Consider the following 14,275-nt stretch of genomic DNA (forward strand, 5'->3'; position numbering starts at 1 on the left):
CTCTGCAGGAGCGAGCCCGCGCCTGCAGGTAGAGGTGAACATTATTGTTTTTCCGACTTGCCGTCATAGCGCTTGCGCCACTCGGTCAGGATACTGTCGCGGTTTTTCGAAGCCCAGGCGAAGTCATTTTTGATCAGGCGCTGCTCGTAGTCAGCCGGTAATTCGGTCTGCGGCTTGGCAATGCCCGGCTGGGCGAGGACGGCGAAGTTGTCTTTGTACAGGTCCATGGCGGCCGAACTGGCGGAGAAATCAGCGAGTTTTTTTGCGGCGTCGGCGTGAGGCGTGCCTTTCATGACGGCAGTGGCTTCGATGTCCCAACCCAGGCCCTCTTTCGGCAGGATGATATCCAGTGGCGCCCCCTGGCGCTTCAACTGCACAGCCGGGTATTCGAAGGAAATGCCGATCGGGAATTCACCCGAAGCCGCCAGCTTGCAGGGCTTGGAGCCGGAGTGAACGTACTGGCCGATGTTCTGATGCAGGTCGTCCATGTACTGCCAGCCTTGCTTCTCCCCGTAGGTCTGCAACCAGGCGCTGACATCCAGGAAACCGGTGCCGGACGAGGCCGGGTTGGGCATGACGATCTTGCCCTTGTACTCAGGCTTGGTCAGGTCCTGCCAGCTCACCGGCTTGGTCAGGCCCTGCTTTTCGGCTTCGACGGTGTTGAAGCAGATGGTCGCGGCCCACACGTCCATGCCGACCCACGCCGGCGGGTTGGCGGCGTCGCGGTAGTTCTTGCCGATCTTCTCCAGGTCCTTCGGCGCGTAACTGTCCAGCATGCCCTGCTGGTCGAGGATCGCCAGGCTGGAAGCTGCCAGGCCCCAGACTGCGTTGGCCTGCGGGCGATCTTTCTCGGCCAGCAGCTTGGCGGTGATGATGCCGGTAGAGTCACGCACCCACTTGATCTCAATGTCGGGGTTAGCCTGTTCGAAAGCCTTTTTGTAGGTCTTCAACTGCTCGGCTTCGAGGGCCGTGTAGACGGTCAACTCGGTCTTGGCGAAGGCATTCAGGCTGAATGCAGTCAGTACGGCAGCGACCAGCGCCAGGGGCTTGAACATGGAGCACCTCCTTCAGGGATGTTTATTGGCCGGGTGCGCTCTGGCGCCAGGCTTGGGAGCGACGCAACGCGCCACGTGAAGCCCACGCCAGCAGCAGCGAGACGCTGGCCGAGGTGAACAGGATCAGGGTCGACATGGCCGCCGCGCCGCCCACGTTGCCGGCATCGTCCATGTTCAACACGGCGACGGCGGCGAGGAGGGTGTCGGGGCTGTAAAGGAAGATTGCGGCGGACACGGTGGTCATCGCCGACACAAACAGGTAGCGCACGATGTCCAGCAGCGCCGGCAGGCAGATCGGCACCGTCACTTTCAGGTAATGGCGGTACAACGGCGCCTTGAGCGACAACGCGGCGGCTTCGAACTCGGCGTCCAGTTGACGCAGCGCCGTGGTCGCGGTCATCTGCGCGGTGGTCAAATAGTGAGCAATGGTGCACACCACCAGCAACGTCATGGTGCCGTAGAACACATGCAGCGGGTTGCCATTAAGGTTGAAAAAGAACACGTAGCCCAGGCCCAGCACCAAGCCCGGTACAGCCATTGGCACGAAACTGAGCATGCGCAGGGCCAGGTTGAGGCCCTTCTGGCCCTTGGTCTTTTCCATCAGGTACGCGCCGGTGAAGATCAACACGCTGCCGATCAACGCCGTGCACAACGCCATGGTCAGGCTGTTGCGATAGGCCAGCCAGCCGCCGCCGGCCGTGTCTTCGAACTGGTAATGGTTGAGCGACAACGACAGGTTGTAGGGCCAGAACTTCACCAGCGACGAATACACCGCCATGCCGAACACCAGCAGCAACACCGCGCAGACCAGCAGGACGATGGCCAGGTAGCAGGCATCCCTCAAGCGCGACGGCGCCGGCTGGAACACTTGGGCACGACCGCTCATGGCGTCGCCGTGACGGCGGCGCAGCCAGGCATCCACAGCAAAGCTGAACAGCGCCGGCAGCAGCAACACCATGCCGATCAACGCGCCGCGACCAAACTGTTGCTGGCCGACCACCGCCTTGTAGGCTTCCAGCGCCAGCACTTGATAGTCCCCGCCCACCACCACGGGCACGCCGAAGTCGGTAATGGTCAGTGTGAATACCAGGCAGAACGCAGCGAACACCGCCTGACGCGTGGCCGGCCAGGTAATACTGCGAAACGCCCGCGCCGGACTGGCGCCCATGCTGGATGCGGCATCAAACAAGCGCGCATCCGCCAGGGACAGCGCCGACAGCAGAATCATCAAGGCGTGTGGGAAGGTGTAGATCACTTCGCCCAGCACAATGCCCCAGAAGCCGTAGATATTGTCCGAGAGCAACCCGCGCAGCATGCCTTGGTTGCCGAACAGATAAACCAGCGCAATGCCCGGTAACATCGACGGCGCCATCAGCGGCAGCAGCGACATGCCGCGCCAGATCGCCTTGCCGGGGATCAACGTGCGCTGCAGAGCGTAGGCAAACAGGTAAGCCAGCGGTACGACAATGGCCGCGACGCTGAGGGAGACTTTCAGGCTATTGCCCAGCAGCCAGTGGAAGTTGTCACTGGTGAGCAGTTCCCGCGCCGCCACCAGACCACCGCCCTGCCCGGCTTCGCTGCTGAAGCCGCGCCAGAAGATCGCCAGCAATGGCAGCAGTACGGCAATCCCTAGCAGCAACAGCCACACCAGTTTGCCGCCGACCACGAAAATGCGGTCGCCCCTTTCAGCGCGGGAAACTTCACGCGGCATGGGCAGTGTCATCTCGCTGGCCATCTCAGGCAAACACCTGCAGGCTGCGCGGCGGTAAGGCGACCCAAATATCCTGAGCACCCAGACGTGGCATGGCTTCCGGAGCCACTTCGGCCAGCAGCGGATGGCCGGGCAATTGCTCCAGCTCGAAGCTCATGCGGCAGCGGTTGCCGAGAAAGGTGATTTCGCGGACCTTGGCCGGGAAAAGGTTTTCTTCGTGCACCGCCGGGTTGACGCTGATCGCTTCCGGGCGGCAGAACAGACGGCCGGACTTGGCGATGCCAGCATCGTCGGCCAAGCGCATGTTCATCCCGCCGACCTGGGCATGGCTGGCACTGTTGCGACTGAACGGCAGCCAATTACCCTGGCCGACAAACTCCGCCACGAACGGAGTGGCCGGACGGTCGTATATCGCCTGGGGCGTGGCGTATTGCTCGACCTTGCCATTGTTCATCACGGCGATGCGGTCGGCCATCAGCATGGCTTCGTCCTGGTTGTGGGTGACCATCAACGTGGTGATGCCCAGGCGGCGTTGCAGTTGGCGCAGCTCGGTGCACAGATGCTCACGGACGCGGGCGTCGAGGGCAGACATCGGTTCGTCCAGCAACAACAACGACGGTGCAGGCGCCAACGCGCGGGCCAAGGCGACGCGCTGTTGCTGGCCGCCGGAGAGTTGACCGGGGTATTTCTTCTCATTGCCGACCAGGCCGACCAGTTCAAGCATCTGCCCGACGCGCAGGCGTACTTCCTCACGGCCGCTGCCGGTGAGACCGTAGCCGATGTTCGCTTCGACGGTGAGATTGGGAAACAACGCGTAGGACTGGAACAGAATGCCGTAGTCCCGCGCCTGGGGCGGCAGCAGAGAAACATCACGACTGCCCAGGTACAGTTCGCCGCTGTCCTGGCGCTCAAGGCCGGCGATACAGCGCAGCAAGGTGGTCTTGCCGCAACCGGACGGGCCCAGCAGGCACACCAGCTCGCCGGCGGCGACGTCCAGGGAGACGTTGTCCAGCGCGGTAAAGGCGCCGAAGCGTTTCTGGATACCGCGCACCTTCATAGGCGCGCCGGGTTGGGTCAGGGCTGTGTTCATGCAAGGCACCTCATCAAACTGATGAAGCCCATGCTAGGCAGGCAATGCGTCCCTCATGTGGCAGAAAGGCAAAACGCGGTGATAGTGGTATTGGTGGATTTGGGTAGGACGGGTGGGGATTTGCTGCCTGGCCTGACCCCATCGCGGGCAAGCCCGGCTCCCACAGTGTTGATCTGTGAACACATTCAACGGTGGGAGCTGGCTTGCCTGCGATGGCGATTCAAAGGCCACCGCACAACCTTAAATAGGTGACATTTCCTGCGCCAACCCCAGAAACGCCGCCGGTAACCGCGCGCCTTTACGCTCCTTGAGGCAGTACAAATACTCGGGAATCTGCGGCGCATTCTCGATGGTCAACACCCGCAACTGTGGATCATGCGGCACTTCCTGGCGGGCGATGATGCTGATGCCGATATTGCGCAACACCGCCTCGCGAATCGATTCCCGGCTGCCGATTTCCAGCAGCGGGCCGTAGCTCACGCCTGCATCCTGTAGCATTTTTTCGGTCAGGCGCCGCGTGGTGGAACCGGCTTCACGCATCAACAAGGTATGCCCGACCAATGCAGTGAGCGGTACATGATCGAGCTTGGCCAACGGATGGTGACGATGCACCGCGAGCACCAAAGGGTCGGTGCCCAGCACACGGCGAATCAGGCGCGGGTCTTCCAGCAGTTGAGAGGAGGCGGCGAGATCGACGCGGTAATCATCCAGCGCTTCGAGCACCTGTTGAGAGTTGCCGATTTCTACCGACACTTCCACGTGGGGCAAGCGTTCGCGAAAGGCTTTGACCAGGTCGAGAATGTAGTAAGGCGCCGTGGCGGCAATCCTCAATGCGCCCTGGACCTGGCCACTGTTGCGCAGGAAAAACTCGATGTCCGCTTCCTGCTGCAACAGCGCCTTGACCATAGGCAGCAGGCGCGCGCCCTCGTCGCTGACGGTGAGGCGGCGGCCGCCGCGGTAGAACAGCTCGACGCCGTATTGGCTTTCCAGGTTACGGACCTGGGTGGTGACCGTGGGTTGACTCAGGCCGAGTTTTTTTGCCGCCTGGGTGATACTGCCCAGGCGGGCGACCATGAAAAACGCCTTTAACTCGGCACTCAGCACACCACCCTCTCATCGTCTATTTGCGCAACAGGCGCAAGCCATTGAACACCACCAGCAGGCTGACGCCCATGTCGGCGAAGACCGCCATCCACATGGTGGCCATGCCCAGGAAGGTGACCGCAAGGAAGATCGCCTTGATCACCAACGCCAGGGCGATGTTCTGCTTGAGGATACTCGACGTTTGCCGCGACAGACGAATGAATGCCGGAATCTTGCGCAAATCATCGTCCATCAACGCCACGTCCGCGGTCTCGATGGCGGTGTCGGTGCCTGCTGCGGCCATGGCAAAGCCGATCTCGGCACGGGCCAACGCCGGGGCGTCGTTGATGCCGTCACCCACCATGCCCACGCGGTGGCCTTGGCCGTAGAGGGTTTCGATGGCTTGCAGTTTGTCGGTCGGCAACAGGTCGCCCTGGGCTTGGTCGATGCCGACCTGGGCGGCAATCGCCTGGGCGGTGTGGGTGTTGTCGCCGGTGAGCATCAGGGTCTTGATGCCCAGATCGTGCAGTTGCTGGATGGCTTCGCGGCTACTGTCCTTGACCGTGTCGGCCACGGCGAACAGTGCCAGCGGGCCGGACTTGTCGAGCAACAGCACCACGGACTTGCCCTGTTTTTCCAGGGCGAAGAGTTTTTCTTCCAGCTCAGGCGAGCACAGGCCCAGGTCTTCTACCAGGCGGTGGTTGCCCAAGTGATAGGTTTCGCCGTTGATGTCGCCACGCACGCCACGCCCGGCCAGGGCCTCGAAGTTATCCACAGCGTGGCTCGGCAGGTTTTTATCCACCGCGGCGTTGGCGATCGCCAGCGACACCGGGTGATCGGAACGCCCGGCCAAACTGGCGGCCAAGGCCGGCGCGCTGTCTGCGACATTGGGGAACAGTGCCAGGTAATCGGTTTGCACCGGCTTGCCATGGGTGATGGTGCCGGTCTTGTCGAGGGCCAGGTAGTCGAGCTTGTATCCGCCTTCCAGGTACACGCCGCCCTTGATCAGGATGCCTTTGCGCGCAGCCGCCGCGAGGCCGCTGACGATGGTCACCGGAGTGGAAATCACCAGCGCACACGGGCACGCCACCACCAGCAGGACCAGGGCGCGGTACACCCAGTCGAACCAGACACCGGCCATGAACAGCGGCGGAATCAGCGCTACGCCCAAGGCGAACAGGAACACGGCTGGGGTGTAGATTTTCGAGAAGCTGTCGACAAACCGCTGAGTCGGCGCGCGCGCGCCTTGGGCCTGTTCCACCGCGTGAATGATGCGCGCCAGGGTGGAGTTGTTGGCCGCTGCGGTGACTGTGTACTCCAGGGAACCTGCCTGGTTGATGGTGCCGGCGAAGACTTTGTCGCCCACGGTCTTCTCGATCGGCAGGCTTTCACCGGTGATCGGCGCCTGGTCGATGGTGGACTGTCCAGCCGTGACCTCACCGTCCAAGCCGATGCGCTCGCCGGGTTTTACCCGCACGATCGCCCCTAACTCAATGCTTTTGACTTCCTGTTCAGCCCACGAACCGTCGCTTTGCTGCACGGTGGCCTGCTCCGGCGTCATCTGCATCAAGCCACTGATGGCATTGCGCGCACGGTCCAGGGACTTGGCTTCGATCAACTCGGCCACGGTGAACAGGAACATCACCATGGCCGCTTCCGGCCATTGCCCGATCAGGATCGCACCGGTGACGGCGATGCTCATCAAGGCATTGATGTTCAGGTTGAGGTTTTTCAGGGCAATCCAGCCCTTTTTGTAAGTCGTGAGGCCGCCGCTGAGGATCGACACCAAGGCCACCAACGCGATCACCCACGTCGGCGCAGCATTGGCGAAATGCAGCACTTCGGCCCCCAACGCGCCAACGCCGGACAATGCCAGCGGCCACCAGTGTTTCTTGGCAGGCGGTTCAGCAGCCGGAGTGCCTTCCTCGATAGGATCAGCCTGCATCCCCAAGGATTTGATCGCGTCGATGATCGGCGCGGTGCTCGGCAAGTCGTGGGTGACGCCGAGGATACGGTTGATCAGGTTGAATTCCAGTTGCTGCACGCCGGCCAGCTTGCCCAGTTTGTTCTGGATCAGCGTCTGCTCGGTGGGGCAGTCCATGGCTTCAATGCGAAAGGTGCTCAGCCGCGAACCGGCGGTGGGCGCTTCGCTCAGTTGCACCAACGCAGGGGCTGGGGTGCCGGAACAGCAGGAGCCGCCGTGGCCGTGGTCATGCACGGGGGTCAGTTTTTTCGGACCATGGTCGTGATCATGGTCGTGATCGTGTTTATGCGGGGTGTGGATGGAGTCGCTCATTCTGTCGCGTCCGTAAAGGTGCCTGTTGCCAAGTAAAGACCCTGTAGCCACTATAGGGTCAAGCACCCATTTGGAGATTGCTGCGATGAAGATCGGCGAACTGGCCAAACTGACCGACTGCCCGGTGGAAACCATCCGTTACTACGAAAAGGAAGGCCTGCTGCCGCCACCGGCGCGCACTGACGCCAACTACCGCGTGTACACCCAGGCACACACCGAGCGGCTGATCTTTATCCGCAACTGCCGCAGCCTCGACATGACCCTGGAAGAAATCCGCAGCCTGCTGGGCTTGCGCGACAGCCCCCAGGACCAGTGCGAAAACGTGAATGCGTTGATCGACGAGCATATCCACCACGTGAAAGCGCGCATCGATGGGCTGCTGGCATTGCAGGAACAGTTGCTGGACCTGCGCCAACGCTGTGGCGGCGGGGATCAGTGCGGGATTTTGCAGCGGCTGGAGGTCAGTGGGAGCGTGCAGGCCAGCGAGGCGGAGCCTTCGCATGTGGGCAGGAGCCACGGCCACTAACTCAAGTGAGCACCGACCAACTGTGGGAGCTGGCTTGTCGGATCGCCGCATCGCTGCGATAGCGGAGTGTCAGCACCTGATTAGGTGACTGATGTACCGCTATCGCAGGCAAGCCAGCTCCCACAGTTTAGACCGAGGCAGTTTTTAGATCGCGACGTCAGCCTTGATGCTTGGGTCGGCGTCGTAGCCCACGATCTCAAAGTCTTCGAACTTGTAGTCGTAGATCGAAGCAGGTTTGCGCTTGATCACCAGTTCCGGCAGCTTCTTCGGCGTGCGCGCCAGCTGGGTGCGGATCTGTTCCATGTGGTTGCTGTAGGCGTGGGTATCGCCGGTGGTGACGATGATCTCGTGGGGGATCAAGTCGCACTGCTGGGCCAGCATATGAGTGAGCAATGCCAGCGCGGCGGTGTTGTACGGCAGGCCGAGGAAGACATCGGAGCTGCGGATGTACAACTGCATCGACAGGTGGCCGTCGTGCACGAACGCTTGGTACAGCAGGTGGCACGGCGGCAACGCTTGCTTGCCGTTGCGCGCGTTTTCCTGGGGGCTCTTGGTCTCGTCGGGCAGGTACTCGACGTTCCAGCCGTGGAACAGGATACGGCGGCTGTTGGGGTTGGTCTTGAGCGTGTGGACCATGTAGTCGATCTGGTTGATCGTGCCGCCGTCCTTGGTCGGCCAGGCGGTCCACTGTTCGCCGTACACCGGGCCCAGGTCGCCGTCTTCGGTGGCCCATTCGTCCCAGATGCGCACGCCGTTCTCATTCAGCCACTTGATGTTGGTGTTGCCACTCAACATCCAGATCAGCTCGTTGGCGATACTTTTGAAGTGAAGCTTCTTGGTGGTCAGCAGCGGGAAGCCGTCGGCCAAGTTATGCCGATACTGACGGGCAAACACGGCCTTGGTGCCGGTGCCGGTGCGATCGCCCTTGGTCAATCCATTGGTCACGACGTCGTTCAGTAGTTCGAGATATTGCTTCATTTGGGTACCCGTATCGTTGAAGCCCGGACCCTACGGCCCGGGCATTCGAATTTAAAGCGCGGTGTTCTTCAAAGGTTGCGGGCGATTGTACGCCCACCACAGCAAGCCCAGGCCGCCAAGGATCATCGGCAGGCTGAGGATCTGGCCCATGGTCACCCAACCGAACGCCAGGTAGCCCAGCTGCGCATCCGGCACGCGCACGAACTCGACGATAAAGCGGAAGATCCCGTAGAACAACGCGAACATGCCCGACACCGCCATGGTGGGGCGCGGTTTGCGCGAGAAGATGTACAGGATAAGGAACAGCGCCACGCCTTCCAACGCGAACTGATACAGCTGCGACGGGTGGCGTGGCAGTTGCGCGGGGTCGCTGAACGGCGGGAACACCATGGCCCACGGCACGTCGGTCGGCTTACCCCACAGCTCGGCGTTGATGAAGTTACCGATACGCCCGGCGCCCAGGCCGATCGGCACCATTGGCGCAACGAAGTCCATCAGTTGGAAGAACGACTTGCCATTACGACGGCCGAACCACCAGGCGGCAATCATCACGCCGATAAAACCGCCGTGGAATGCCATGCCGCCTTTCCACACTTCAAAGATCAGCGTCGGATTGGCGATGTACGCCGAGAGATCGTAGAACAGCACATAGCCCAGGCGCCCGCCGACAATGACCCCCATCGACAGCCAGAAAATCAGGTCGGAGAGCTTCTCCTTGGTCCAGGTCGGATCGAAACGGTTCAGGCGTCGAGAGGCCAGAAACCAGGCACCGCCGATGCCGATCAGGTACATCAACCCGTACCAGTGGATTTTCAGCGGACCAATGGCCAGGGCCACCGGGTCGATCTGCGGGTAAGGCAGCATTGCGACTCCTCGTTAAATCATTCGTTATGGCGTCCGGACCATGCCCGGGCGCGATTAAGACTGCATTACTCAAGTTTTTCAAAACAAAAAATTTATGCCGACACAGAACAACAGCCCGGCGAACAACCGCTTGAGCAGACGCGGCGACAATCGATGTGCCAAGCGTGCACCGAAGCGGGCAAACACCATGCTGGTCAGGGCAATGCCCAGCAGTGCCGGCAAATACACGAACCCTAGACTATGCGCGGGCAACAACGGGTCATGCCAGCCCAGAATCATGAAACTTAACGCACTGGCCAGCGCAATCGGCAGGCCACAGGCGGATGAAGTGGCCACTGCCTGCTGCATCGGCACACTGCGCCAGGTCAGGAACGGCACGGTCAGCGAGCCGCCGCCAATGCCGAAAATCGCCGAGGCCCAGCCGATAAACGTACCGGCGACGGTCAGGCCGAGTTTGCCCGGCACCGTGCGGCTGGCCTTGGGCTTAACGTCCAGTGCAAGTTGAACGGCCACCAGCAAGGCGAACACGCCGATGATCTTTTGCAGGTGAGGGCCGGAAATCGCCTCGGCCGTCAGTGCGCCAAAACCGGCGCCGATCAGGATACCCACGGTCATCCACACAAAGATCGGCCAACGCACCGCACCCCGCCGGTGATGCTCGCGTACGGCATTCACCGAGGTAAAGATGATGGTCGCAAGGGACGTGCCCACAGCCAAGTGGGTCAGCACCTGCGGGTCGAAGCCCTGCAAGGTGAAGCTGAACACCAGCACCGGCACGATGATGATCCCGCCGCCCACGCCAAACAGCCCGGCGAGTACACCCGCACAGGCGCCAAGCAGCAAATACAGCAGAAATTCCATGGGAGCCCCCGAACCAAGTCCGGCATGTTAACGGATGGAAGGCATGCGACCCAACTGGATACGATGGAACGCCTGTGCTTGAGTGGGTAGAGTGGCAAAAAACACAAAAGGGATCGCCTGATGTGCCTGATTGTTTTCGCTTGGCGACCGGGCCACGCCCAGCCGCTGATCGTCGCGGCCAACCGCGATGAGTTCTACGCCCGCCCCAGCCTGCCGTTGGCCCAGTGGGAGGATGCACCCACTGTCTATGCCGGCCGCGATCAGGAAGCAGGCGGCACCTGGCTGGGGGTGAACGCCGAGGGGCGCTTTGCCGCGCTGACCAATATCCGCGATCCGCACCAACCGCCGGCCCGCAAGTCCCGTGGCGAGCTGGTCGCGCGCTTTCTCAACGGTTCACTGCCGGTTGAGCAGTATTTGGCCGACGTTAACGGCCGTTCAATTGAATACGCCGGGTTCAACCTGCTGGTGGGCACACCGGGTGAGCTGTGGCATTACAACGCTAATCACACCGAGCCCACGCGATTGGAGGCCGGGGTGTATGGGTTGTCCAACGCCGGGCTGGATACGCCGTGGCCTAAGTTGCTCAAGGCCAAGGCCGCGTTGAGCGAAATGCTCGAAGATCCTCAGCCGCAAGCCTTGCTGGACATCCTGAGCGACCCGCAGACCGCGCCCTTTGCCGAATTACCGGATACCGGCGTGGGGCTGGCGACCGAGAGCCTGCTGTCGAGCGTGTTCATTGCCAGCCCGAGTTATGGGACACGGGCGAGCACGGCGTTGATTGTGAATGCCGATGGCACCCGGCGGATGGTGGAGCGAAGCTTTGGACCCCATGGTGGGCGGTTGGGCGAGGTAGACATCAACCTGTAGGAGCGAGGGGGACGCCTAGTTCTTGCTCGCGAAAAACCTGAGAACGCCGCGGGTAATCAGGCACCCCGCGTTATCGTTGACGTTCTTCGCGAGCAAGCTCGCCCCTACAAGGTTTTGGCGGAAGCCGGATTGATCATCCTTGTCAGCCCCAGGTTCTTCAGCGCCAACTGCAGCGAGCTGTGGATAACTTGCGGGTTGTCGATGGTCATCAACTCCGCCAGCAGGTCCTTGGCCATGCTCAACTCAACCTGGCGCAGCATCCACTTCACCTTCGGCAAGTTGGTGGCGTTCATCGACAAGCTATCGAAGCCCATCGCCATCAACAGCACCGCCGCCGCCGGATCGCCGGCCATTTCACCGCAGATGCTCACCGGCTTGCCTTCGGCATGAGCGTCGCGCACCACGTGTTGCAGGGCTTGCAGCACCGCCGGGTGCAGGTAGTCGTAGAGGTCGGCCACCCGCGGGTTGTTACGGTCCACGGCCAACAGGTATTGGGTCAGGTCGTTGGAGCCCACCGACAGGAAGTCCACCTGCCGCGCCAGCTCCTTGGCCTGGTACACCGCTGCCGGGATTTCAATCATCACGCCAATCGGCGGCATCGGTACGTCGGCGCCTTCGTCGCGCACTTCGCCCCACGCACGGTGGATCAGGTGCAGCGCCTCTTCCAGCTCGTGGGTGCCGGAGATCATCGGCAGCAGGATGCGCAGGTTGTTCAGGCCCTCGCTGGCCTTGAGCATGGCGCGGGTCTGTACGAGGAAAATTTCAGGGTGGTCGAGGGTCACGCGAATGCCGCGCCAGCCAAGGAAGGGGTTGTCTTCCTTGATCGGGAAATAGGACAGTGACTTGTCGCCGCCGATATCCAGGCTGCGCATAGTCACCGGCAACGGGTGGAAGGCCTGCAGTTGCTCGCGATAAATCGCCAGCTGCTCCTTCTCGCTCGGGAAACGCTGGTTGATCATGAACGGCACTTCAGTGCGGTACAGCCCCACGCCTTCAGCGCCGCGCTGTTGCGCCCGGGCCACGTCGGCCAGCAGGCCGGTGTTAACCAGCAACGGCACACGGTGACCATCGGTGGTCACGCACGGCAGTTCGCGCAAGGAATCGAGGCCCAGCGCCAGTTGTTTCTCTTCTTCAACCACTTCGGCGTATTGCTTGCGCAGTACTTCGCTGGGGTTGGTGAACACTTCACCGCGATGGCCATCGACGATCATGCCAATGCCGTCGACCTTGGCATACGGCAGGTCTACCAGGCCCATCACCGTCGGGATGCCCATGGCACGCGCCAGGATCGCGACGTGGGAGTTGCCCGAACCGAGTACCGAAACCAGCCCCACCAACTTGCCCTCAGGCACTTCGCCGAGCATGGTGGCGGTCAGTTCCTCACTGACCAGGATGGTGTTGTCGGGGTAAACCAGGTTGGTGGTGCGGTCTTCCTGCAGCTTGGCCAGCAGACGGCGACCCAGGTCGCGCACATCCGAGGCCCGCTCACGCAGGTAGTCGTCATCCATCATTTCGAAACGGTTGACGTGATCGGTGACCACCTGGCGCAGTGCGCCCTGGGCCCACTGGCCGGTCTTGATCACGGTCTTGACTTCGTTACCCAGGGACGCGTCATCGAGCATCATCTGGTAAACGTCGAACAATGCGCGCTCTTCGGGGCGCAACTGGGTGGCCAGCTTGTTCGACAGGTTGCGCATGTCGGCGCGCACGCCTTCCAGGGCAGTCTTGAACAGTTTGATTTCAGCGTCGATGTCGCTGACGGTCTTGTCCGGCACCACATCCAGATCCGCCGGCGGCAACATGACCACCGCCGTACCGACCGCAGCGCCCGGTGAACCCGGCACGCCCACGAATTTGGCTTCCTGGATGCCCTTGCCCTCACGGCCCAGGCCGCGAATCGAACCGGTGGCTTCGGCGTGAGCGATAACCCCGGCGAGCTGCGCGCTCATGGTCACGAGGAAGGCTTCTTCACCTTCGTCGAACTGGCGGCGTTCTTTTTGCTGGATGACCAACACGCCGACAACGCGGCGGTGGTGAATAATCGGGGCGCCGAGGAACGAGGCGTAACGCTCTTCGCCGGTTTCGGCAAAGTAGCGATAACGCGGGTGATCGGCCGCGTTTTCAAGGTTCAGGGGTTCTTCACGCGTCCCCACCAGGCCCACCAGACCTTCATTGGGCGCCATGCTGACCTTGCCGATCGAGCGCTTGTTCAAGCCCTCGGTGGCCATCAGCACAAAACGGTTGGTCTCGGGGTCCAGCAGGTAAACCGAGCAGACCTGGCTGCCCATGGCTTCCTTGACGCGCAACACAATAATCCCCAACGCCGCCTTGAGATCCTTGGCGGAGTTAACTTCCTGGACGATCTTGCGCAGCGTATTGAGCATGGCTCGGGGTCGAACTCCGTCGTCAGTCGCGCGCTAAAAGGCGCGGGGCAAGCTCTTTGAGAGCGCGACGATAAACTTCGCGCTTGAATGTCACCACCTGGCCCAACGGATACCAATAGCTGACCCAGCGCCAACCATCGAACTCCGGTTTACCGGTCAAATCCATCCGCACCCGCTGCTCATTGGAGATCAGGCGCAGGAGAAACCACTTCTGCTTCTGGCCGATGCACAGCGGTTGGCTGTGGGTACGCACCAGGCGTTGCGGCAAACGATAGCGCAACCAGCCACGGGTACAGGCCAGAATTTGTACATCTTCGCGCTCAAGGCCGACTTCTTCGTTCAACTCACGGTACAAGGCGTCCTCAGGTGTTTCGTCGGGGTTGATTCCACCTTGAGGAAACTGCCAGGCATCTTGGTTGATTCGGCGAGCCCATAGCACCTGTCCGGCATCATTCGTAAGAATGATCCCGACATTAGGACGGAAACCATCGGGGTCGATCACGGCAACAACCTCGCAAACGCATGTCGCCGCATTGTTCCACAAAGGTTGATGAAGCGGC

At 61.5% G+C, this 14,275-nt stretch carries 12 protein-coding genes; 2 read left to right on the top strand and 10 right to left on the bottom strand.

Features of this window, described 5'->3' with window-relative positions; all coding sequences use genetic code 11:
* Positions 1-41: 41 nt before the first annotated feature.
* From BMZ57_RS11365 to BMZ57_RS11385, 5 genes are all read right to left on the bottom strand, one after another.
* Positions 42-1,055, bottom strand: a complete 1,014-nt coding sequence (locus BMZ57_RS11365) for a putative 2-aminoethylphosphonate ABC transporter substrate-binding protein (RefSeq protein WP_069672939.1) — start codon at positions 1,053-1,055, stop codon at positions 42-44.
* A 22-nt stretch (positions 1,056-1,077) separates the two neighbouring features.
* A complete protein-coding gene (locus tag BMZ57_RS11370; RefSeq protein WP_069672940.1) occupies positions 1,078-2,790 on the bottom strand; it encodes a putative 2-aminoethylphosphonate ABC transporter permease subunit in 1,713 nt (570 codons plus the stop codon).
* Between the two features lies 1 nt (position 2,791).
* Positions 2,792-3,856, bottom strand: a complete 1,065-nt coding sequence (locus tag BMZ57_RS11375; protein ID WP_069672941.1) for a putative 2-aminoethylphosphonate ABC transporter ATP-binding protein — start codon at positions 3,854-3,856, stop codon at positions 2,792-2,794.
* A gap of 240 nt (positions 3,857-4,096) precedes the next feature.
* The gene (locus tag BMZ57_RS11380) at positions 4,097-4,960 is read right to left on the bottom strand and encodes a LysR family transcriptional regulator (protein ID WP_010207291.1); all 864 of its coding nucleotides are present in this window, start codon (positions 4,958-4,960) and stop codon (positions 4,097-4,099) included.
* Positions 4,961-4,976: 16 nt separating this feature from the next.
* Positions 4,977-7,235 (bottom strand): heavy metal translocating P-type ATPase, encoded by a 2,259-nt coding sequence (locus tag BMZ57_RS11385; RefSeq protein WP_021492653.1) that lies wholly within the window; start codon positions 7,233-7,235, stop codon positions 4,977-4,979.
* Between the two features lie 85 nt (positions 7,236-7,320).
* Here BMZ57_RS11385 and cadR point away from each other — a divergent pair, with 85 nt between their 5' ends.
* On the top strand, positions 7,321-7,761 hold the full coding sequence (gene cadR, locus BMZ57_RS11390; protein ID WP_010207294.1) for a Cd(II)/Pb(II)-responsive transcriptional regulator: 441 nt from the start codon (positions 7,321-7,323) through the stop codon (positions 7,759-7,761).
* 144 nt (positions 7,762-7,905) lie between these two features.
* Here cadR and BMZ57_RS11395 read toward each other — a convergent pair whose 3' ends face one another.
* From BMZ57_RS11395 to BMZ57_RS11405, 3 genes are all read right to left on the bottom strand, one after another.
* The gene (locus BMZ57_RS11395; protein ID WP_010207295.1) at positions 7,906-8,739 is read right to left on the bottom strand and encodes a thymidylate synthase; all 834 of its coding nucleotides are present in this window, start codon (positions 8,737-8,739) and stop codon (positions 7,906-7,908) included.
* Between the two features lie 51 nt (positions 8,740-8,790).
* Positions 8,791-9,603, bottom strand: a complete 813-nt coding sequence (gene lgt, locus BMZ57_RS11400) for a prolipoprotein diacylglyceryl transferase (RefSeq protein ID WP_010207296.1) — start codon at positions 9,601-9,603, stop codon at positions 8,791-8,793.
* A gap of 78 nt (positions 9,604-9,681) precedes the next feature.
* Positions 9,682-10,464, bottom strand: a complete 783-nt coding sequence (locus BMZ57_RS11405) for a sulfite exporter TauE/SafE family protein (RefSeq protein WP_010207297.1) — start codon at positions 10,462-10,464, stop codon at positions 9,682-9,684.
* Positions 10,465-10,584: 120 nt separating this feature from the next.
* Between BMZ57_RS11405 and BMZ57_RS11410 the strand changes: the two genes are divergently transcribed.
* Positions 10,585-11,331: an NRDE family protein gene (locus tag BMZ57_RS11410; RefSeq protein ID WP_069672942.1), complete on the top strand. Its 747-nt coding sequence runs from the start codon at positions 10,585-10,587 to the stop codon at positions 11,329-11,331.
* A 104-nt stretch (positions 11,332-11,435) separates the two neighbouring features.
* Here BMZ57_RS11410 and ptsP read toward each other — a convergent pair whose 3' ends face one another.
* Together ptsP and BMZ57_RS11420 are read right to left on the bottom strand one after the other, a co-directional pair.
* Positions 11,436-13,715, bottom strand: a complete 2,280-nt coding sequence (ptsP, locus tag BMZ57_RS11415; RefSeq protein WP_010207299.1) for a phosphoenolpyruvate--protein phosphotransferase — start codon at positions 13,713-13,715, stop codon at positions 11,436-11,438.
* Positions 13,716-13,737: 22 nt separating this feature from the next.
* Entirely contained in the window at positions 13,738-14,217 is a 480-nt protein-coding gene (locus BMZ57_RS11420) for an RNA pyrophosphohydrolase (RefSeq protein WP_003176750.1), read from the bottom strand.
* Positions 14,218-14,275 lie beyond the last annotated feature (58 nt).

It is taken from the genome of Pseudomonas simiae (assembly GCF_900111895.1).
Taxonomy (GTDB): domain Bacteria; phylum Pseudomonadota; class Gammaproteobacteria; order Pseudomonadales; family Pseudomonadaceae; genus Aquipseudomonas; species Aquipseudomonas simiae.